Origin of the sequence: Mesorhizobium sp. IMUNJ 23033, assembly GCF_044778005.1 — a bacterium.
Classification (GTDB): domain Bacteria; phylum Pseudomonadota; class Alphaproteobacteria; order Rhizobiales; family Rhizobiaceae; genus Mesorhizobium; species Mesorhizobium amorphae_A.
Map to the genome: position 1 here is coordinate 146,239 of NZ_JBJACT010000005.1, position 14,805 is coordinate 161,043.

Here is a 14,805-nt window from a genome sequence, read left to right on the forward strand (position 1 = left end):
AAATGATTGCCGGTACTGGAGCCTTCCAAGTCGGGCTGAGGCCATAAATGAAAACAAAATCAATGCGATGAAGCCGGACTCTGAGGGAGTTTGACATTCTCTGTCGACCACAACATCGTTTCGGGCACCTTAAGCCATTCATTAAACTTTAAACGGTTGCGGAACACAAATGGAACAGATAGTGTTTGTTCTGGTTTTGTTTTTCTGATTCCGTTGGGGGCCGCGATGCTGACACGCAAACAACATGAACTGCTGATGTTCATCCATGAGCGGCTGAAGGAAAGTGGTATTCCACCATCCTTCGACGAGATGAAGGAGGCGCTCGACCTTGCCTCGAAGTCGGGCATCCACCGGCTGATCACGGCGCTGGAGGAGCGCGGTTTCATTCGTCGGCTACCCAACCGGGCGCGCGCTCTCGAAGTGCTGCGCCTACCCGATTCGATCGCTCCCGGCCTCAATGCGGCGAAAAAGTTCTCGCCGAGCGTCATTCAGGGCAGTCTTGGGCAGGGCGGTCTCGGGCGGCAGATCAAGCCGATGGCATCGTCGCGCACGCCCCAGGCGGGCAACGACGACGATGCGGTCGCGGCAGTGTCCATCCCGGTGATGGGCCGGATCGCGGCCGGTGTGCCGATCGACGCCATCCAGCATCAGACGCACTCGATCTCGGTGCCGCCGGACATGATCATGGGCGGCGAGCACTACGCGCTGGAGGTCAAGGGCGATTCGATGATCGAGGCCGGGATTTTCGACGGCGATACGGTCATCATCCGCAATGCCGATACGGCGAGCCCGGGCGAGATCGTCGTGGCACTGGTCGACGAGGAGGAAGCGACGCTGAAGCGCTTCCGCCGCAAGGGCGCTTCGATCGCGCTGGAAGCCGCAAACCCGGCCTATGAAACCCGCATCTTCGGGCCCGACCGGGTCAAGGTGCAGGGCAAGTTGGTTGGCTTGATCCGGCGCTACTGAGGCGGCGGTGATTGTTTTGGCGGCGGTTTGCTGGCCTGCCTTTCGGGTCTCTTGTAAGACGGCAGGCCCCTCGCCTCGCGCGAAAATCTGCGCTGCTCGTGCCAGGGCCGGTACGGCTGCTCGATCGCGAAGTCTATCTCCGCTGGCGCGATTGCCGATTGCTGGTCGAAGAAGACGGCGGCGCTGCCCAAGCGGGCAAGCTGCCGTTTCTTGACGACAAGGACAAGCGGATTGCGGCAAGGGTCGTAGGCGGTGGCGTCGTTGACGATGATCAGGGTCGCGAAAGCACACGCTCTCCACGCGTCCTTGCGGTCTTCTGCATACGCGATGATGGCGCCGGACGGATGCCGTGCGAGGCACAGACCGGCGCTGCAGTAGAAGGGCGAGCCCGGCGGCAGGTCGGCCGGATCCATGTCGAACCGCGCGTCTCCCTTCTCGAAGGTCTCCGGTACGACAATGGTTTCGGCTTTCAGTGCCCGTTTCCAGTTGTCGGTGGTGAACTCGTTCGATCGCACCCGGTTGATGGCGAGTTCCCCGCCGCCGATCGGCATGACCACCAGATGCGCATCCTCCGAGATCAGGACATCCGGCGTGCGGGTGTCGGAAACCGTCAGCAGGCCGGCGAGCGCGAATGGAACGGCTGCCAGCCTGAGCCATGTCGTCGCCATGGTGGCGATGACCAGCGCGATGGTCACCAGCAGCACCGACTGAATGGAGATCAACCCGACGGCATCGACCGGCGAGCGCTCGGAAATCCATTCCGAGATCGCGATCATCGCCGTCAGCCCTTTGCCCATCAGATAGAGGGAGGGCCAATCGAGCCCGAAAGGCATCAGCAGCGCGCTGATTACGGCCAACAGCATGACGACCGAGACAATCGGCATGACGGCCAGGTTGGCAAACAGGCTGAGCGGCGACACGCGCTGAAAATGCCAGATGGCGAAGAGCGCTGTCGCACCGCCAGCGATGATGGAGGTCATGGCGAGACCGCCCATGCCGAGCAGGAATTTTCGCGTGACGAAGGCGAGCGGCGATCGCCTTGGCGGCGGCGATGTCGCCCTGCCGGCGCGGTAGTCCGACCAGCCGGCATAGGCGCCGACAAGGGCCGCGGTTGCCGCAAACGACATCTGGAAGCTCGGGCCGACCACTTCGTGCGGCGACACCAGGATGACGGCGATGGCCGAGATCGCCAGGTTACGCATGGTCAGCGCCGCGCGGTCGAACAGCACGGCGACCAGCATCACCGCCAGCATGATGAAGCTGCGTTCGGCGGCGACGACGATGCCGGAAAAGACGAGGTAGGCGGCGATGGAAAAGAGCGCTGCGGCGGCCGCATATTTCTTCACCGGCCGGCGCGAAGCGAAATCGGGAAACAGGGCGAAGGCGCCGCGCAGCAGCCCCATGATGGTGCCGGCGACAAGCGCCATGTGCAGGCCGGAAATCGAGATGATGTGGTAGATGCCGGTGCGCCGCATCGCTTCGTTGATCTCATCCGGGATGCCGGCGCGTACGCCGACCATCAGTGCCGCGGCAATCTCACCTTTGGGGCCGCCAATCTGACCGCGAATGTGGTCTGCGATGTTCTCCCGGGCGTTCTCGATCGCGGACGCCAGGCGCGTCGTGGATGGCGCGTCTTCGCCGGCGCCAGTTTTGGAGGCAACAGTCTTCGGATTGCCGAGGAAAAAGCCGCTAGCTCCGATGCCAGAAAAATAGCTGTCGAAGGAAAAGTCGTAGCTGTCCGGCCGCACCGGTCCGGTCGGCGGAAGCAGCCGGGCATAGCCGGTGATCAGGGAACCGGCCGTCATATCCGGAGGAACTTTCCGCGCCGAAAGCCTGACCCGCTCCGGCGCGTAGCGCAGCTTTGGGTGGGCGGTCGAAATCACGTCGATGGTCAGCCTGACGCGGCCGTTTTCCATTTCCTCCAGACTGGCGAGCCGCCCGGTCAGCCGCGTCTGGATCTCGGAGCCGAGCATTTGCGTTCCGGCACGCCAGGTTTCGACCTTGGCGGCGAGCAGGCCGAGTGCGCAGAGCAGCGCCGCCATGAAGCACAAATGCGTCTTCTGCCATGACCGCGAGACCACCGCGCAGGCCGCCATCAAGGTGACCACGGCGACGGGCCTGTAGAAATCGGGTTCCGTCGCCAGCGAGAAATAAAGGATCACCCCGCATGCCAGAAACACCGGCACCAGCAGGAAGCCTATGCCGCGGTCAAGCTCCGTGCCGGCTGCCGCAGCGATGCTTCGGCGGATTGCGGGACCAGAAAGGCGGCGGAGTGATGCGTGGATCCGCCTGACCGGTGCTTTCGTGGGGATAGGCGCCGGTACGCGATTGCCGGGCTGCAAAAGCTCAATGCCGGATTGCGGCGCTGGCGACAGAACCAGCGCCGGCTCGGCGTACGGAACATCGGCAAACAGGGCCCGCTCGCTGACGCTGCTCGTCGCGCCCTCGCCCTCCTCCGCACCCCGGCCTCGTCCAGCCATCGGGTCTGCCCCTTGCGCCCCAGACCTCCTATGCTACATGAACGCGCAACGCGCGAAAGTCCGCGCAATCACATCCGCTTTCTGCGCTTTCCGAGAGTTCCATGTCCGACAAGGTCGTCACCCGCTTTGCCCCCTCGCCGACAGGCTATTTGCACATTGGAGGCGCGCGCACGGCGCTGTTCAACTGGCTCTATGCAAAACACACCGCCGGCACGATGCTGCTGCGCATCGAGGATACGGACCGCGAACGCTCCACCGCCGCCGCCACCACGGCCATCCTCGACGGGCTGTCCTGGCTTGGCCTCAGCTGGGATGGCGAGCCGGTATCGCAGTTCGAGCGCGCGCCGCGCCATCGCGAGGTGGCTGAGGAGCTGGTGCGCATCGGCAAGGCCTATTACTGCTACGCGACGCCGGCCGAGCTGGAGGCGATGCGCGAGGCCGCACGTGCCAAGGGCCTGCCGCCCCGCTATGACGGCCGCTGGCGCGACCGCGATCCGTCGGAGGCGCCTGCAGGCGTCAAGGGCGCGATCCGCATCAAGGCGCCGACCGAGGGTGAGACGGTGGTGCACGACCGCGTGCAGGGCGAGGTGCGCTTCCCCAACAAGGATCTCGATGATTTCATCATCCTGCGTTCGGACGGCAACCCGACCTATATGCATGCCGTCGTCGTCGACGACCATGACATGGGCGTCACCCACATCATCCGCGGCGACGACCACCTGACCAACGCCGCGCGCCAGACGGTGATCTACAACGCCATGGGCTGGGAGGTGCCGTCGATGTCGCACATCCCGCTGATCCATGGCGCCGACGGCGCCAAGCTATCGAAGCGGCATGGCGCGCTCGGCGTCGAGGCCTATCGCGCGATGGGGTATCTGCCCGAGGCGCTGCTCAACTATCTGGCACGGCTCGGCTGGAGCCATGGCGACGACGAGGTGATGTCGATCAAGGACATGATCGCCTGGTTCGACATCGGCGACGTCAACAAGGGTGCTGCCCGCTTCGATTTCGCCAAGCTCGAGGCGCTGAACGGCGTGCATATGCGGCGCATGGACAATGCCGAGCTGTTCGACATCTTCGTCGCCACGCTGCCCTATCTTGAAGGCGGGCCGGCAATCGCGGCGCGCCTCGACGACGACAAGAAGGCACAGCTGCTCGCCGCCCTGCCCGGCCTGAAGGAGCGGGCGAAGACCTTGGTCGAGCTCGTCGATGGGGCAGGTTTCCTGTTCGCCGAGCGGCCGCTGCCGGTCGACGACAAGGCGGCTTCATTGCTCGGCGGTGACGCGCGCGCGATCCTGGCTGGCGCTCACACTGTTTTGAAGGCGGTTTCCGGGGAGTGGACTGCCGCTGCGGCGGAGGCGGCGATCCGCGAGTTCGCGCTGGCCGAAGGCCACAAGCTCGGCGCCGTGGCCCAACCGCTCAGGGCCGCCCTCACCGGCAAAAGCACCTCGCCGGGCGTGTTCGACGTGCTTGCCGTGCTCGGCCGGGACGAAAGCCTGGCGCGTATCGCGGATCAAATCGATTAGGAAAACTGGCCCAAGAAGATTGGCATTGAAAGGCGCGTTTCGCAGTGCAACATTAGGCCTTGGCCCAATCTGGCACGCACCTCCTAAAATGCGGTGGCGAGTACGCGCATTCCGGTGATTTGCAGGATTTGCCTTTGCCGGCATGGAACGAAAGGAGTTTGCAATGACCGAAGCTGCGACAAAACTGGAATTTGGCGGCAAACCGCACGAGTCGACCGCAAAGCTCGAGCTCGCCGGCAAGACGCATGAACTCAAGGTGCGAAGCGGTTCCGTCGGGCCGGATGTCATCGATATCGGTTCGCTCTACAACACGACCGGGGCTTTCACCTACGATCCCGGCTTCACCTCGACGGCAAGCTGCGAGTCGGGGATCACCTTCATCGACGGCGATGCCGGCATCCTCCTGCACCGCGGCTATCCGATCGACCAGTTGGCCGAGCATGGCGACTTCCTGGAGGTCTGCTATCTTCTGCTCTACGGTGAACTGCCGACCAAGGCGCAGAAGGACGACTTCGACTACCGGGTGACGCGCCACACGATGGTGCACGAGCAGATGTCGCGCTTCTTCACCGGCTTCCGCCGCGACGCACACCCGATGGCGGTGATGTGCGGCGTGGTCGGTGCGCTGTCGGCCTTCTACCACGACTCCACCGATATCTCGGACCCGTACCAGCGCATGGTCGCCTCGATGCGGCTGATCGCCAAGATGCCGACCATCGCGGCGATGGCCTACAAATACCATATCGGCCAGCCCTTCATTTACCCGAAGAACGAGTTGAACTTCGCCGCCAACTTCCTGCATATGTGCTTTGCGGTGCCGTGCGAGGAATACAAGATCAATCCGGTGCTGGCGCGCGCCATGGAGCGCATCTTCATCCTGCATGCCGACCATGAGCAGAACGCCTCGACCTCGACGGTGCGGCTTGCCGGCTCGTCGGGCGCCAACCCGTTTGCCTGCATCGCCGCCGGCATCGCCTGCCTGTGGGGCCCGGCGCATGGCGGCGCCAACGAGGCGGCACTCAACATGCTGGGCGAGATCGGCCATGTCGACCACATCCCGGAATTCATTGCCCGCGCCAAGGACAAGAACGATCCGTTCCGGCTGATGGGTTTCGGCCACCGCGTCTACAAGAACTACGATCCGCGCGCCAAGATCATGCAGAAGACCGCGCATGAGGTGCTAGGCGAGCTCGGCATCAAGGACGATCCGCTGCTCGACATCGCCATGGAACTGGAAAAGATCGCCCTGACGGACGCCTATTTCATCGAGAAGAAGCTTTACCCGAATGTCGACTTCTATTCCGGCATCACGCTGAAGGCGCTGGGCTTCCCCACCACCATGTTCACCGTGCTGTTCGCGGTCGCCCGCACCGTCGGCTGGATCGCGCAGTGGAAAGAGATGATCGAGGATCCGCACCAGAAGATCGGCCGCCCGCGCCAGCTCTACACCGGTGCGCCGGAACGCGACTACGTGCCGATCGCGAAGCGCTGATCGGGGCCGAACCAAAACGCGAAAAAGCGCCCGTAAGGGCGCTTTTTATTTGATGTGCCGGAGGACGACTTCCGCCGCGATATCGCCGGAGGGCCGGTTCGTGGCCATACGCTTGGCGATCTCGGCGAAACCGTCTTTCTGCCAGGCGCGCATGCCGGTGTCGGCGAACAATGCTTGCAGTTGCCGGGCGAGGTTTTCCGGCAAGACATACTGGTCGTAGAACTCCGGCACGAGCGCGCGGTCGGAAATCAGATTGGGCAGCAGCGCCGACCAGACGGAAATCAGATGCGGCATGACGAGCCGCGCCACGGGATCGAGCTTGTAGCAGGACACCATCGGGACACCTGACAGCGCAAGTTCGAGCGACACCGTTCCCGAGGCGATCAGCGCCGCGTCGGCCTTGCCGAAGGCCTGCCATTTGCGCTCGGGCTCGAGGATGATTTCCGGCTTTTCGTCCCAGCTTGCGACCGAAGTCCTGACCAGGTCGGCAACATGCGGCACGGTGGGCAACAGAAGGCGCAGGCGATGACCGCGCTGGTGCAGCACCGACACCGTCTTACCGAACGCGTCGATCAGGCGCCGTACTTCGCCACGGCGGGAGCCGGGCAGCACGAGCAGTGTCTTCACGCGATCTTCCGAGAGGTCGCGCGCTTGGCCTTGCGCCCTGGCTGCAGCAAGCACGCCCGGATCCTGTGTCAGGCGGTGGCCGACATAGGTGCCGGGTGGCCCGCCGAGACGGGCCAACGCCTTCACCTCGAACGGCAGGATGCACAGGATGTGGTCGACATAGGGCTTCATCGCCACCGCCCTGCCCGGCCGCCACGCCCAGACGCTTGGGCAGACATAGTGGACGATCGGAATGGCCGGATCGGCGGCGCGGACCTTGCGGGCCACACGCAGCGAAAAATCCGGGCTGTCGATGGTGATGAGGCAGTCGGGTTTTTCGGCGGCGATCGCGCCTGCAGTCTGGCCGATGCGCCTGATCAGGCGCGGCAGGTCACGCAGGATAGCACTGAACCCCATCAGCGCGATCTCGCTGCCGTCGAACAGGGATTTCAGCCCGAGCGCCTGCATATGGCGGCCGCCTATGCCGACAAGCCTGATTTCGCGGCCGGTCGTCCGCTTGAGTGCGGCAATAATGTCGGCGCCAAGCAGATCGCCGGATTCCTCGCCGGCGACGATGGCGATCTTGAGCGGCTTCTCAGTGACCATTAGCCGGCTCCGCCGCTGCCAGACCGACGACAAACAGACCAAGCGCGTTGGCGCGCGCGATGGTGGCTGGGCCTTCCAGAATGAGCGAACGGCCGGCTTCGATGGCGATGCCGGCAAGTCCCGCTTCATGCGCTGCCTCGACCGTCAGCGGACCGATGGAAGGCAGATCGGCGCGCAACTCCTGACCGGGCTTGGCGCATTTGACCAGCACGCCGCGCGTCTTGCCGGCGATCCGGCCATGGTCGCGCAGTTGCCTTGTCCGCTCGAGCAGCCCATTGGTGCCCTCGATGCCTTCCAGCGCAATCACCCGGCCGCCGATCGCGACTGCGGCCTGGCCAATGTCGAGCGCACCGATGGCCTTTGCCGCTGCATGGGCAGCATTGATGTCGCGCCAGTCGGATTTTCGCGGCTCCGCCCTGGTCAACGATCCTTCGGCCGCGGCCAATTCAGGCACGATCTCATGGGCGCCGACGATCTTGATCCCCCGCGCTTCCAGAGCGCGTGCCACGACCTTCAACAAGCCGTCGTCGCCGCGGGCCAGCGCCATGACGACCACGGGAAGCACGGCGATCAGACTGAGGCTCGGACGCAGGCCGGTCAGCCTTGGCCGACGCCTGATCTCGCCCGCAAGCACCAGATGGGTAATCCGGCGCCGTTTCAGCAACGGTACGAGCGAACCGATATCTTCCAGGGCAAGTGTCTCTTGCTCGTAACCGGCGAGATCCGGCTTACGGTCGACTTCGCCTTCCATCAGTATGATGAAGGGCGGATAGCCTCGCCCGGCCAGGCCGGCCGCTACCTCGACCGGCAGGCTGCCGCCGCCGGCAACGATGCCGACCCTGGCGCCCGGCGGAAGATCAAGTCTCGTCCCGGCGGTCTCAGCCTTCGTCATCGGCGTCGTCGCCGTCGCCACCTTTGAGCGACGGGACGGCATAGTGCCGCTTGCCGCGACTGGCGATGAAATCGATGATTTTCATGGCCGTCGGCGACGAGGCGAATTCCGCCTTGGCAAATTCGATGTTCTCGCCAACGGTCCGGGAGCGGTCGAAGATCGTCCTGTAAGCCTTGCGCAGCACATGGATTTCGGCGCGCGGCAGGCCGGAGCGCTTCAGGCCGATGATGTTGAGGCCGCGAAGGCTGGCGCGATTGCCGACGGCAATGGCGTAGGGAATGACATCGCCGACGACGGCTGAGCAGCCGCCGAGAAAAGCGTTGTCGCCGACGCGAACAAATTGGTGAACGGCGGTCAGACCACCGATATAGACATTGTCGCCGATCTCGCAGTGGCCGCCCAGCGTCGCCCCGTTGGCGAAGGTGGCGTTCTTGCCGACGACGCAGTCATGGGCGATGTGGGCATAGGCAAGGAAATTGCCGTTGTCGCCGACCGTCGTCTCGCCGCGGCTGGAATCGGTGCCGAGATGCATGGTGACGCCTTCGCGGATCGTGCAGTTCTCACCGATGACAAGGGTGGTGCGGCCACCCTTGTGCTTGGTGTTCTGCGGCGGCGCGCCCAATATCGCCATCGGATAGACCTTGGTCGCGGCACCGATGGTGGTCGCGCCCATTACCGAAACGTGGCTGACAAGCTCGACGCGGTCGCCGATCACCGCGTCGGCGCCGATATGGCAGAAGGGGCCGACACGGACACCTTCGCCGATTTGAGCGCCCTCTTCGACGACGGAGGAAGGATGGATTGAAGTCTGGATTTTCATGAGCATTCGATTGTCAGACGCTGGTGACCATCATCGCCGAGATCTCGGCTTCAGCGGCCTTTGCGCCGTCCACCAGAGCCTCACAGGCGAATTTGAGCAGGTTGCCGCGTTTCTTGATTTTCTTGACGTGGATCCGCAACTGGTCGCCCGGGACGACCGGTTTGCGGAATTTGGCGTTGTCGATGGTCAGGAAATAGACCAGCGACGGTTTCTCGGTGGCGAGGCTGCGGATGCAGATGGCGCCAGCGGTTTGCGCCATGGCCTCGACGATCAGCACCCCCGGCATCACCGGTTGGTCCGGGAAATGACCCTGGAAATGCGGCTCGTTTATGGTCACGTTCTTGATGCCGACGGCGGACTCGTCGCCGTCGATATCGACGATGCGGTCGATCATAAGGAACGGATAGCGATGCGGCAGGAGCTTCATCAGACCCAATATGTCGACCGCCTCGAGCGTCGCCACCATGTCAGCCATTCCCGTCGCCCTGTTTGCGTGTCCTGGCGAGCTTGCGCAGCATGGCGATCTCGCGCATGGCCTCCGCCATCGGCTGCGCCGGGTAGCCTCCCCAGATCTCGCCTGCCGGGACGTTGCTCATGAATCCACTTCTCGCCGCAAGCTTGGCCCCTGTCCCTATGGTCAAATGATCGGCAAGCCCAACGCCGCCGCCCATGGTGACGTTGTCGCCCACCACGACGGAACCGGAAATACCCGAAAGACCGGCAATAATGCAATTGCGGCCGATGCGGACGTTATGGGCGATCTGAACCAGATTGTCGATCTTGGTGCCCTGGCCGATGATGGTGTCGGACATGGCGCCGCGATCGACCGTGGTGTTCGAGCCGATCTCGACATCGTCCTGGATGATGACGCGACCGATCTGCGGCACGCGCTCGGGGCCCTTGGCGCCGCCTACGAAACCGAAGCCATCCTGACCGATCCTGGCGCCGCCATGGATGATGACACGGTTGCCGATCAGCGCATACTGAACGCTGGTGCCCGGGCCGATATAGCCGTCGCGGCCGATCTGGCAGGAGTGGCCGATGACCGCATGCGGGGCGATGACGGTACCACCGCCGACGGATACACGGGGGCCAATGACCGCGCCGGCCTCGATGATGGCGCCGGTCTCGACATGCGCCGATGGGTCGATGTGGGCATGTGGCGAGATACCGGTTTCGCCGGTCATCGGTCCCGGGGTCGCAGCCTGCGGAAATAGAAGACGCCCGACCAGCGCAAAAGCCTGCTGCGGGCGCGGGTGAACCAGAACGGCGATGCCTGCGGGAGCCTTGCCAGCGAATTCGGCCGGACAAAGAACAGCCGCGGCCTTCAACGACTGCATCAGGGCGAAATTGCGCTTGCCGTCGACAAAGACGAGCGCGTCCTGGCCGCCTTCATTGGCCGGCGCCAATGCCTCGATCGAAATAAGGGATTGGCCGGAATCGACAAGCTGCGCGCCGGTCAGATTCGCGACTTCGCCAGCCGTATACCGGCGTGAGGGCGCGAAGAACACCGGATCGGTCATTCCAGAAGCAATATCCAGCTAGGTCGGATCACTCTCTTCCGGACCGCAACCGGCCCGGAAGCAACGTCACCCGCGGATCAGAAACGGGTCGCTATGCCGAAGTTGAATTCCTGCACGTCGTCGGTGGCTTGCTTCTTGACCGGGATCGCATAGTCGATGCGGATCGGACCGAAAGGCGATGCCCACATCAGGCCGACACCGACCGAAGCGCGCAATTGCAAGTCAGCTGACGCCTGATTGACCAGAGCTTGGTTGGCGATCTTGTTGCCGTAAAGCGTCGCCGCATCGGCAAAGACCGCGCCGCGCAGGCCGAAGCTTTCCGGAATGACCGGCAGCGGGAACTGGGCTTCGGCCGAGGCGTTGAAGTAGGTGGTGCCGCCGAGATGGTCAGTATTGTTATCCTCGGCGACCGGACCGATGCCACCATAGGCAAAGCCGCGGATCATGCGTTCGCTGCTCTGGAAATGGTCGAAGATGCGCAGGCCGTCAGAGCCGTAGCTTTCGACATGGCCGGCGCCCGCGGACACAAGCCCGACCAGATCGAGCTGCTCCGACAGGGTCTGGTAGACACTGCCACGGCCCGTCACTTTGACGAATTTGGCGTCACCGCCGAGGCCAGCCACTTCCGTGGTGACGTTGGCGTAGATGCCCTCATGCGGGTTCTTCATGTCGTCGATGGTGTTGTAGACTAGTCCGACACTGACCGACGACTTGATCCAGGGACTTTCCGCAATGCCGTCCTTAATGGCTTGCGAGACGTCGCAATCGCCCAGCACGCCGTCGCCATTGTCATCGCAGTCGTCGTCAAACTTATATTTTTCCTGCGCGATATTGTACGCCAGCTGCGTCGAGATGTCGTCGGTGATCGGCAGGCCGAAACGAACGGTCGCCCCCAGCGTCTCGCTATCATATTTGTCGTAGTTGCGCGTCTGCTGGTAGATATCGAAGCCGGCAGCGATACGGCGCCCGAGGAAATAGGGCTCGGTGAAGGAGAGGCTGTAGTCGCGCGAATTCTTGCCGCCACCTGCCGAAAGCTTGATGAACTGGCCGCGGCCGAGGAAGTTGCGCTCGGTGATCGAGCCTTCGACAGAGGGGCCTGCCGTCTCGCCGCCGGTCGAGTAGCCGGCGCCGACCGAGAACTCGCCGGTCGACTTCTCGACCACGTCGACCACCAGCACAACCTGATCAGGCTGCGAGCCGGGCACGGTCGAGATGTCGACTTTCTCAAAATAATCCAACGCTTCCAGGCGCTTCTTCGCGCGCTGGATCAGAACCTGGTTGAAGGCGTCGCCTTCGCTGACGTCGAATTCGCGACGAATAACATAGTCGCGCGTGCGATCGTTGCCGCGGATCTCGATGCGCTCGATATAGGCTTTGGTGCCCTGGTCGATCGTGTAGACGACCGAAATGGTGTGGTTCTCGAAATTGCGGTCGCCACGCGGCGTCACCTGGGCGAAGGCATAGCCGGAACCGGCGACCTTCTCGGTCAGCGCGATGATCGTGTCTTCCACGTCCTTGGCGTTGTAGACGTCGCCCTTGTGGGTCTGGACCACTGATTCCAGCGACTTGCTGTCGACCTCGGGGATCGTGCTCTCGACGCTGACGTCGCCGAACGTGTAGCGGTCGCCTTCCTGCACGGTGATGGTGACCGTGTACTTGTTGGTGGTGTCGTCGAGCTCGCCGACCGCGGAGACGACCTGGAAGTCGGCATAGCCGTGATTGTAGTAGAAGCGGCGCAGCAGCTCCTGATCGGCGCGCAGCTTGTCCTCGTCATAGACGTCGTCACGCAACACGAACGAGAGCCAGGACGAGCGCTTCGTGGCGATGACGTCCGAAAGCCGGCGGCTCGAATAGGCGCTGTTGCCGACGAAATTGATCGACGCGATCTGCGTGCGGCCGCCTTCGTTGATGTTGAAGACCACGTTCACGCGGTTGTCGCCGAGATTCATGATCTGCGTGGTCACGGCGGCATCGTCGCGGCCGATCCGGCGATAGGCGGCCTTCACCGCCTCGACATCGGAATCAAGCGTGGCCTGCGAGAACGTTCCGCGCGGCTTCAACTGGACCGCGATCGCAAGGGCGTTGTCCTTGAGCTTCTTGTTGCCCTGGAACAGAACCTGGTTCACGACCTGATATTCGGAAACCTTGACGACCAGGGAGGAGCCGACCTGATTGATCTGGACGTCCGAGAACAGTCCGGTGCCGAACAGCGCCTTCACCGCATCGTCGATATCGGAGCTGGAAAAGGCCTTGCCTGGCTTGATCTGGATGTAATTGCGGATGGTGTCGGCGTCGACACGCTGATTGCCCGAAACCTCGATTCTCGAGACAACGGCCGCCTCGGCAGCCGATGTGGCAACGAACTGCACTGCGAGCGCGCCTGGCACAACCAGAGCGGCGGACAAGGCCACCGCGGACGCGGCGCTCAGAAACTTGGATGCTGCCTTCATCGGGCTTTTGTACCTTTTCTCGAAGTCCCCACGGCGAGAAAACCGGACGTGCGGTAAATTTCCCATACCGTAATAACCGGATTTTCCCTACACGCAAGGCTTCTGGTTAATTTGTATTTACTTAACCCTGATGCGTGGCTTTCGCGTCACGCATATCCCCGTGCATGGTAAACGGCGTCTCAACATTGACGGTGCCGAAGTCAAATTCCTTCATGATTTCAGCACCCAAACAGATCATTCCAGAATACGAAACCCATAAAGCCCAGGACCAGAATCAGCCCGGCCCGGTAGGCCATCTCCATCATCCGTTCCGAGACCGGCCGCCGGATGACGGCCTCCACGCCGTAGAACAAGAGATGGCCGCCGTCGAGGGGGGGAATCGGCAGAAGGTTCAGAATTCCTATCCCGACTGACAGGAATGCCACAAGCTGCACCAGCCACTCGAAGCCAAGTTTTGCCGCCTGGCCGGACATTTTGGCGATCTTGATCGGGCCGCCCAGCTGGCATTTGTCCTCGCGGCCAGCAACGAAGCGTTGCAGGAACTGGCCGGTGCGCTGAATGACGTGGCCGGTCTCCTCGACGGCCGCTCCCACCGCGCCGACAGGGCTGTACGTGATCAGCCGCGGCTGGCCGAGTTCGGTGTTGTTGGCGACGCCGATCACGGCCACCTTGACCTTGTTGCCCAGCGCGTCCTCCTGCTCCATCAGCTCCGGTGTCGCGGTGACGGTCACCTCCTTGCCATCGCGCAGCATGGTGAAGGTGATGGCGTCGCCGGCACGTCCGGAGACCAGGCGCTGGACGTCGGCGAAGGTCTCGATCTTGCTGCCGTCGACGCTGACGAATCGGTCGCCGGGCTGGATGCCGGCCTTGGCCGCCGGACTGTCGGCCCTGACTTCGGCCGCTGTCGGCTCGAGCACGGGCCGGCCATAGACCGAAAACAGCACCGCAAAGACGGCAATCGTCAGCAGGAAGTTGAACAGCGGCCCGGCCACCACCGTCGCCGCGCGTTTCCAGATCGGCTGGGTATGGAAAGCAACCTCGCGTTCGGCATCGGTCAGCGTTTCCATGTCCTCGGCGCTGGGTTGGCTCGATGTGGCATTCATGTCGCCGACGAATTTGACATAGCCGCCCAGCGGTATGGCGCTGAGTTTCCAGCGCGTGCCATGGCTGTCGTTGAAGCCGAAGAGTTCGGGTCCGAAGCCGATCGAAAAGGCTTTCACGCCGATTCCGCACCAACGACCGATCAGGTAATGGCCCATTTCATGGACGAAGACGACTACGGTCAGTACGAACAGGAAAGGCACCAGCGTGCCGAGGACAAAGCCTTCCGTGCTGAAGACCGCGTGAAATATCTCGTTCAAGTCATGCCCTCAAATTCGCCCGCGGCGCAGGTCGCACCGTGACTGTGACATCAATCCAGGCGAATCCGTGGCGCAGCCGGTTC

General features: G+C 63.0%; 11 protein-coding genes. 3 read left to right on the forward strand and 8 right to left on the reverse strand.

Going from position 1 to position 14,805, the window contains the following annotated elements; translation table 11 throughout:
- The first annotated feature begins 225 nt into the window (after positions 1-225).
- Positions 226-966 (forward strand): transcriptional repressor LexA, encoded by a 741-nt coding sequence (gene lexA, locus ACFX5Q_RS07895; RefSeq protein WP_006205184.1) that lies wholly within the window; start codon positions 226-228, stop codon positions 964-966.
- Here lexA and ACFX5Q_RS07900 read toward each other — a convergent pair.
- Positions 960-3,446 (reverse strand): ComEC/Rec2 family competence protein, encoded by a 2,487-nt coding sequence (locus tag ACFX5Q_RS07900; RefSeq protein WP_404276771.1) that lies wholly within the window; start codon positions 3,444-3,446, stop codon positions 960-962. The genes lexA and ACFX5Q_RS07900 overlap by 7 nt on opposite strands.
- 101 nt (positions 3,447-3,547) lie before the next feature.
- On the opposite strand from ACFX5Q_RS07900, the gene gltX reads away from it, so the two are divergent.
- Both gltX and gltA read left to right on the forward strand, forming a co-directional pair.
- Entirely contained in the window at positions 3,548-4,972 is a 1,425-nt protein-coding gene (gene gltX, locus ACFX5Q_RS07905) for a glutamate--tRNA ligase (protein ID WP_404276773.1), read from the forward strand.
- Between the two features lie 163 nt (positions 4,973-5,135).
- Positions 5,136-6,464: a citrate synthase gene (gltA, locus tag ACFX5Q_RS07910; RefSeq protein ID WP_404276775.1), complete on the forward strand. Its 1,329-nt coding sequence runs from the start codon at positions 5,136-5,138 to the stop codon at positions 6,462-6,464.
- A 45-nt stretch (positions 6,465-6,509) separates the two neighbouring features.
- Here the strand turns inward: gltA and lpxB are convergent, their stop codons facing one another.
- From lpxB to rseP, 7 genes are all read right to left on the reverse strand, one after another.
- The gene (gene lpxB / locus ACFX5Q_RS07915) at positions 6,510-7,676 is read right to left on the reverse strand and encodes a lipid-A-disaccharide synthase (RefSeq protein ID WP_404276777.1); all 1,167 of its coding nucleotides are present in this window, start codon (positions 7,674-7,676) and stop codon (positions 6,510-6,512) included.
- Positions 7,666-8,568, reverse strand: a complete 903-nt coding sequence (locus ACFX5Q_RS07920; RefSeq protein WP_404276779.1) for an LpxI family protein — start codon at positions 8,566-8,568, stop codon at positions 7,666-7,668. Before ACFX5Q_RS07920 ends, lpxB begins: the two co-directional genes overlap by 11 nt.
- Positions 8,555-9,388, reverse strand: coding sequence for an acyl-ACP--UDP-N-acetylglucosamine O-acyltransferase (gene lpxA / locus ACFX5Q_RS07925; protein WP_404277127.1), 834 nt, complete (start codon positions 9,386-9,388; stop codon positions 8,555-8,557). The genes ACFX5Q_RS07920 and lpxA overlap by 14 nt, the downstream gene beginning before the upstream one ends.
- Positions 9,389-9,401: 13 nt before the next feature.
- Entirely contained in the window at positions 9,402-9,863 is a 462-nt protein-coding gene (fabZ, locus tag ACFX5Q_RS07930) for a 3-hydroxyacyl-ACP dehydratase FabZ (protein ID WP_120016200.1), read from the reverse strand.
- On the reverse strand, positions 9,856-10,911 hold the full coding sequence (lpxD, locus tag ACFX5Q_RS07935; protein ID WP_404276781.1) for a UDP-3-O-(3-hydroxymyristoyl)glucosamine N-acyltransferase: 1,056 nt from the start codon (positions 10,909-10,911) through the stop codon (positions 9,856-9,858). The genes fabZ and lpxD overlap by 8 nt, the downstream gene beginning before the upstream one ends.
- 77 nt (positions 10,912-10,988) lie before the next feature.
- Positions 10,989-13,361, reverse strand: a complete 2,373-nt coding sequence (bamA, locus tag ACFX5Q_RS07940; protein ID WP_404276783.1) for an outer membrane protein assembly factor BamA — start codon at positions 13,359-13,361, stop codon at positions 10,989-10,991.
- A gap of 218 nt (positions 13,362-13,579) precedes the next feature.
- The gene (rseP, locus tag ACFX5Q_RS07945) at positions 13,580-14,722 is read right to left on the reverse strand and encodes an RIP metalloprotease RseP (RefSeq protein WP_404276784.1); all 1,143 of its coding nucleotides are present in this window, start codon (positions 14,720-14,722) and stop codon (positions 13,580-13,582) included.
- Between the last annotated feature and the right edge of the window lie 83 nt (positions 14,723-14,805).

What these genes read in the sequence shown, in the direction of transcription:
- lexA (WP_006205184.1), top strand. Translation starts at nt 226, where the DNA reads ATGCTGACACGCAAACAACATGAACTGCTGATGTTCATCCATGAGCGG.
- ACFX5Q_RS07900 (WP_404276771.1), bottom strand. Translation starts at nt 3,446, where the DNA reads ATGGCTGGACGAGGCCGGGGTGCGGAGGAGGGCGAGGGCGCGACGAGC.
- gltX (WP_404276773.1), top strand. Translation starts at nt 3,548, where the DNA reads ATGTCCGACAAGGTCGTCACCCGCTTTGCCCCCTCGCCGACAGGCTAT.
- gltA (WP_404276775.1), top strand. Translation starts at nt 5,136, where the DNA reads ATGACCGAAGCTGCGACAAAACTGGAATTTGGCGGCAAACCGCACGAG.
- lpxB (WP_404276777.1), bottom strand. Translation starts at nt 7,676, where the DNA reads ATGGTCACTGAGAAGCCGCTCAAGATCGCCATCGTCGCCGGCGAGGAA.
- ACFX5Q_RS07920 (WP_404276779.1), bottom strand. Translation starts at nt 8,568, where the DNA reads ATGACGAAGGCTGAGACCGCCGGGACGAGACTTGATCTTCCGCCGGGC.
- lpxA (WP_404277127.1), bottom strand. Translation starts at nt 9,388, where the DNA reads ATGAAAATCCAGACTTCAATCCATCCTTCCTCCGTCGTCGAAGAGGGC.
- fabZ (WP_120016200.1), bottom strand. Translation starts at nt 9,863, where the DNA reads ATGGCTGACATGGTGGCGACGCTCGAGGCGGTCGACATATTGGGTCTG.
- lpxD (WP_404276781.1), bottom strand. Translation starts at nt 10,911, where the DNA reads ATGACCGATCCGGTGTTCTTCGCGCCCTCACGCCGGTATACGGCTGGC.
- bamA (WP_404276783.1), bottom strand. Translation starts at nt 13,361, where the DNA reads ATGAAGGCAGCATCCAAGTTTCTGAGCGCCGCGTCCGCGGTGGCCTTG.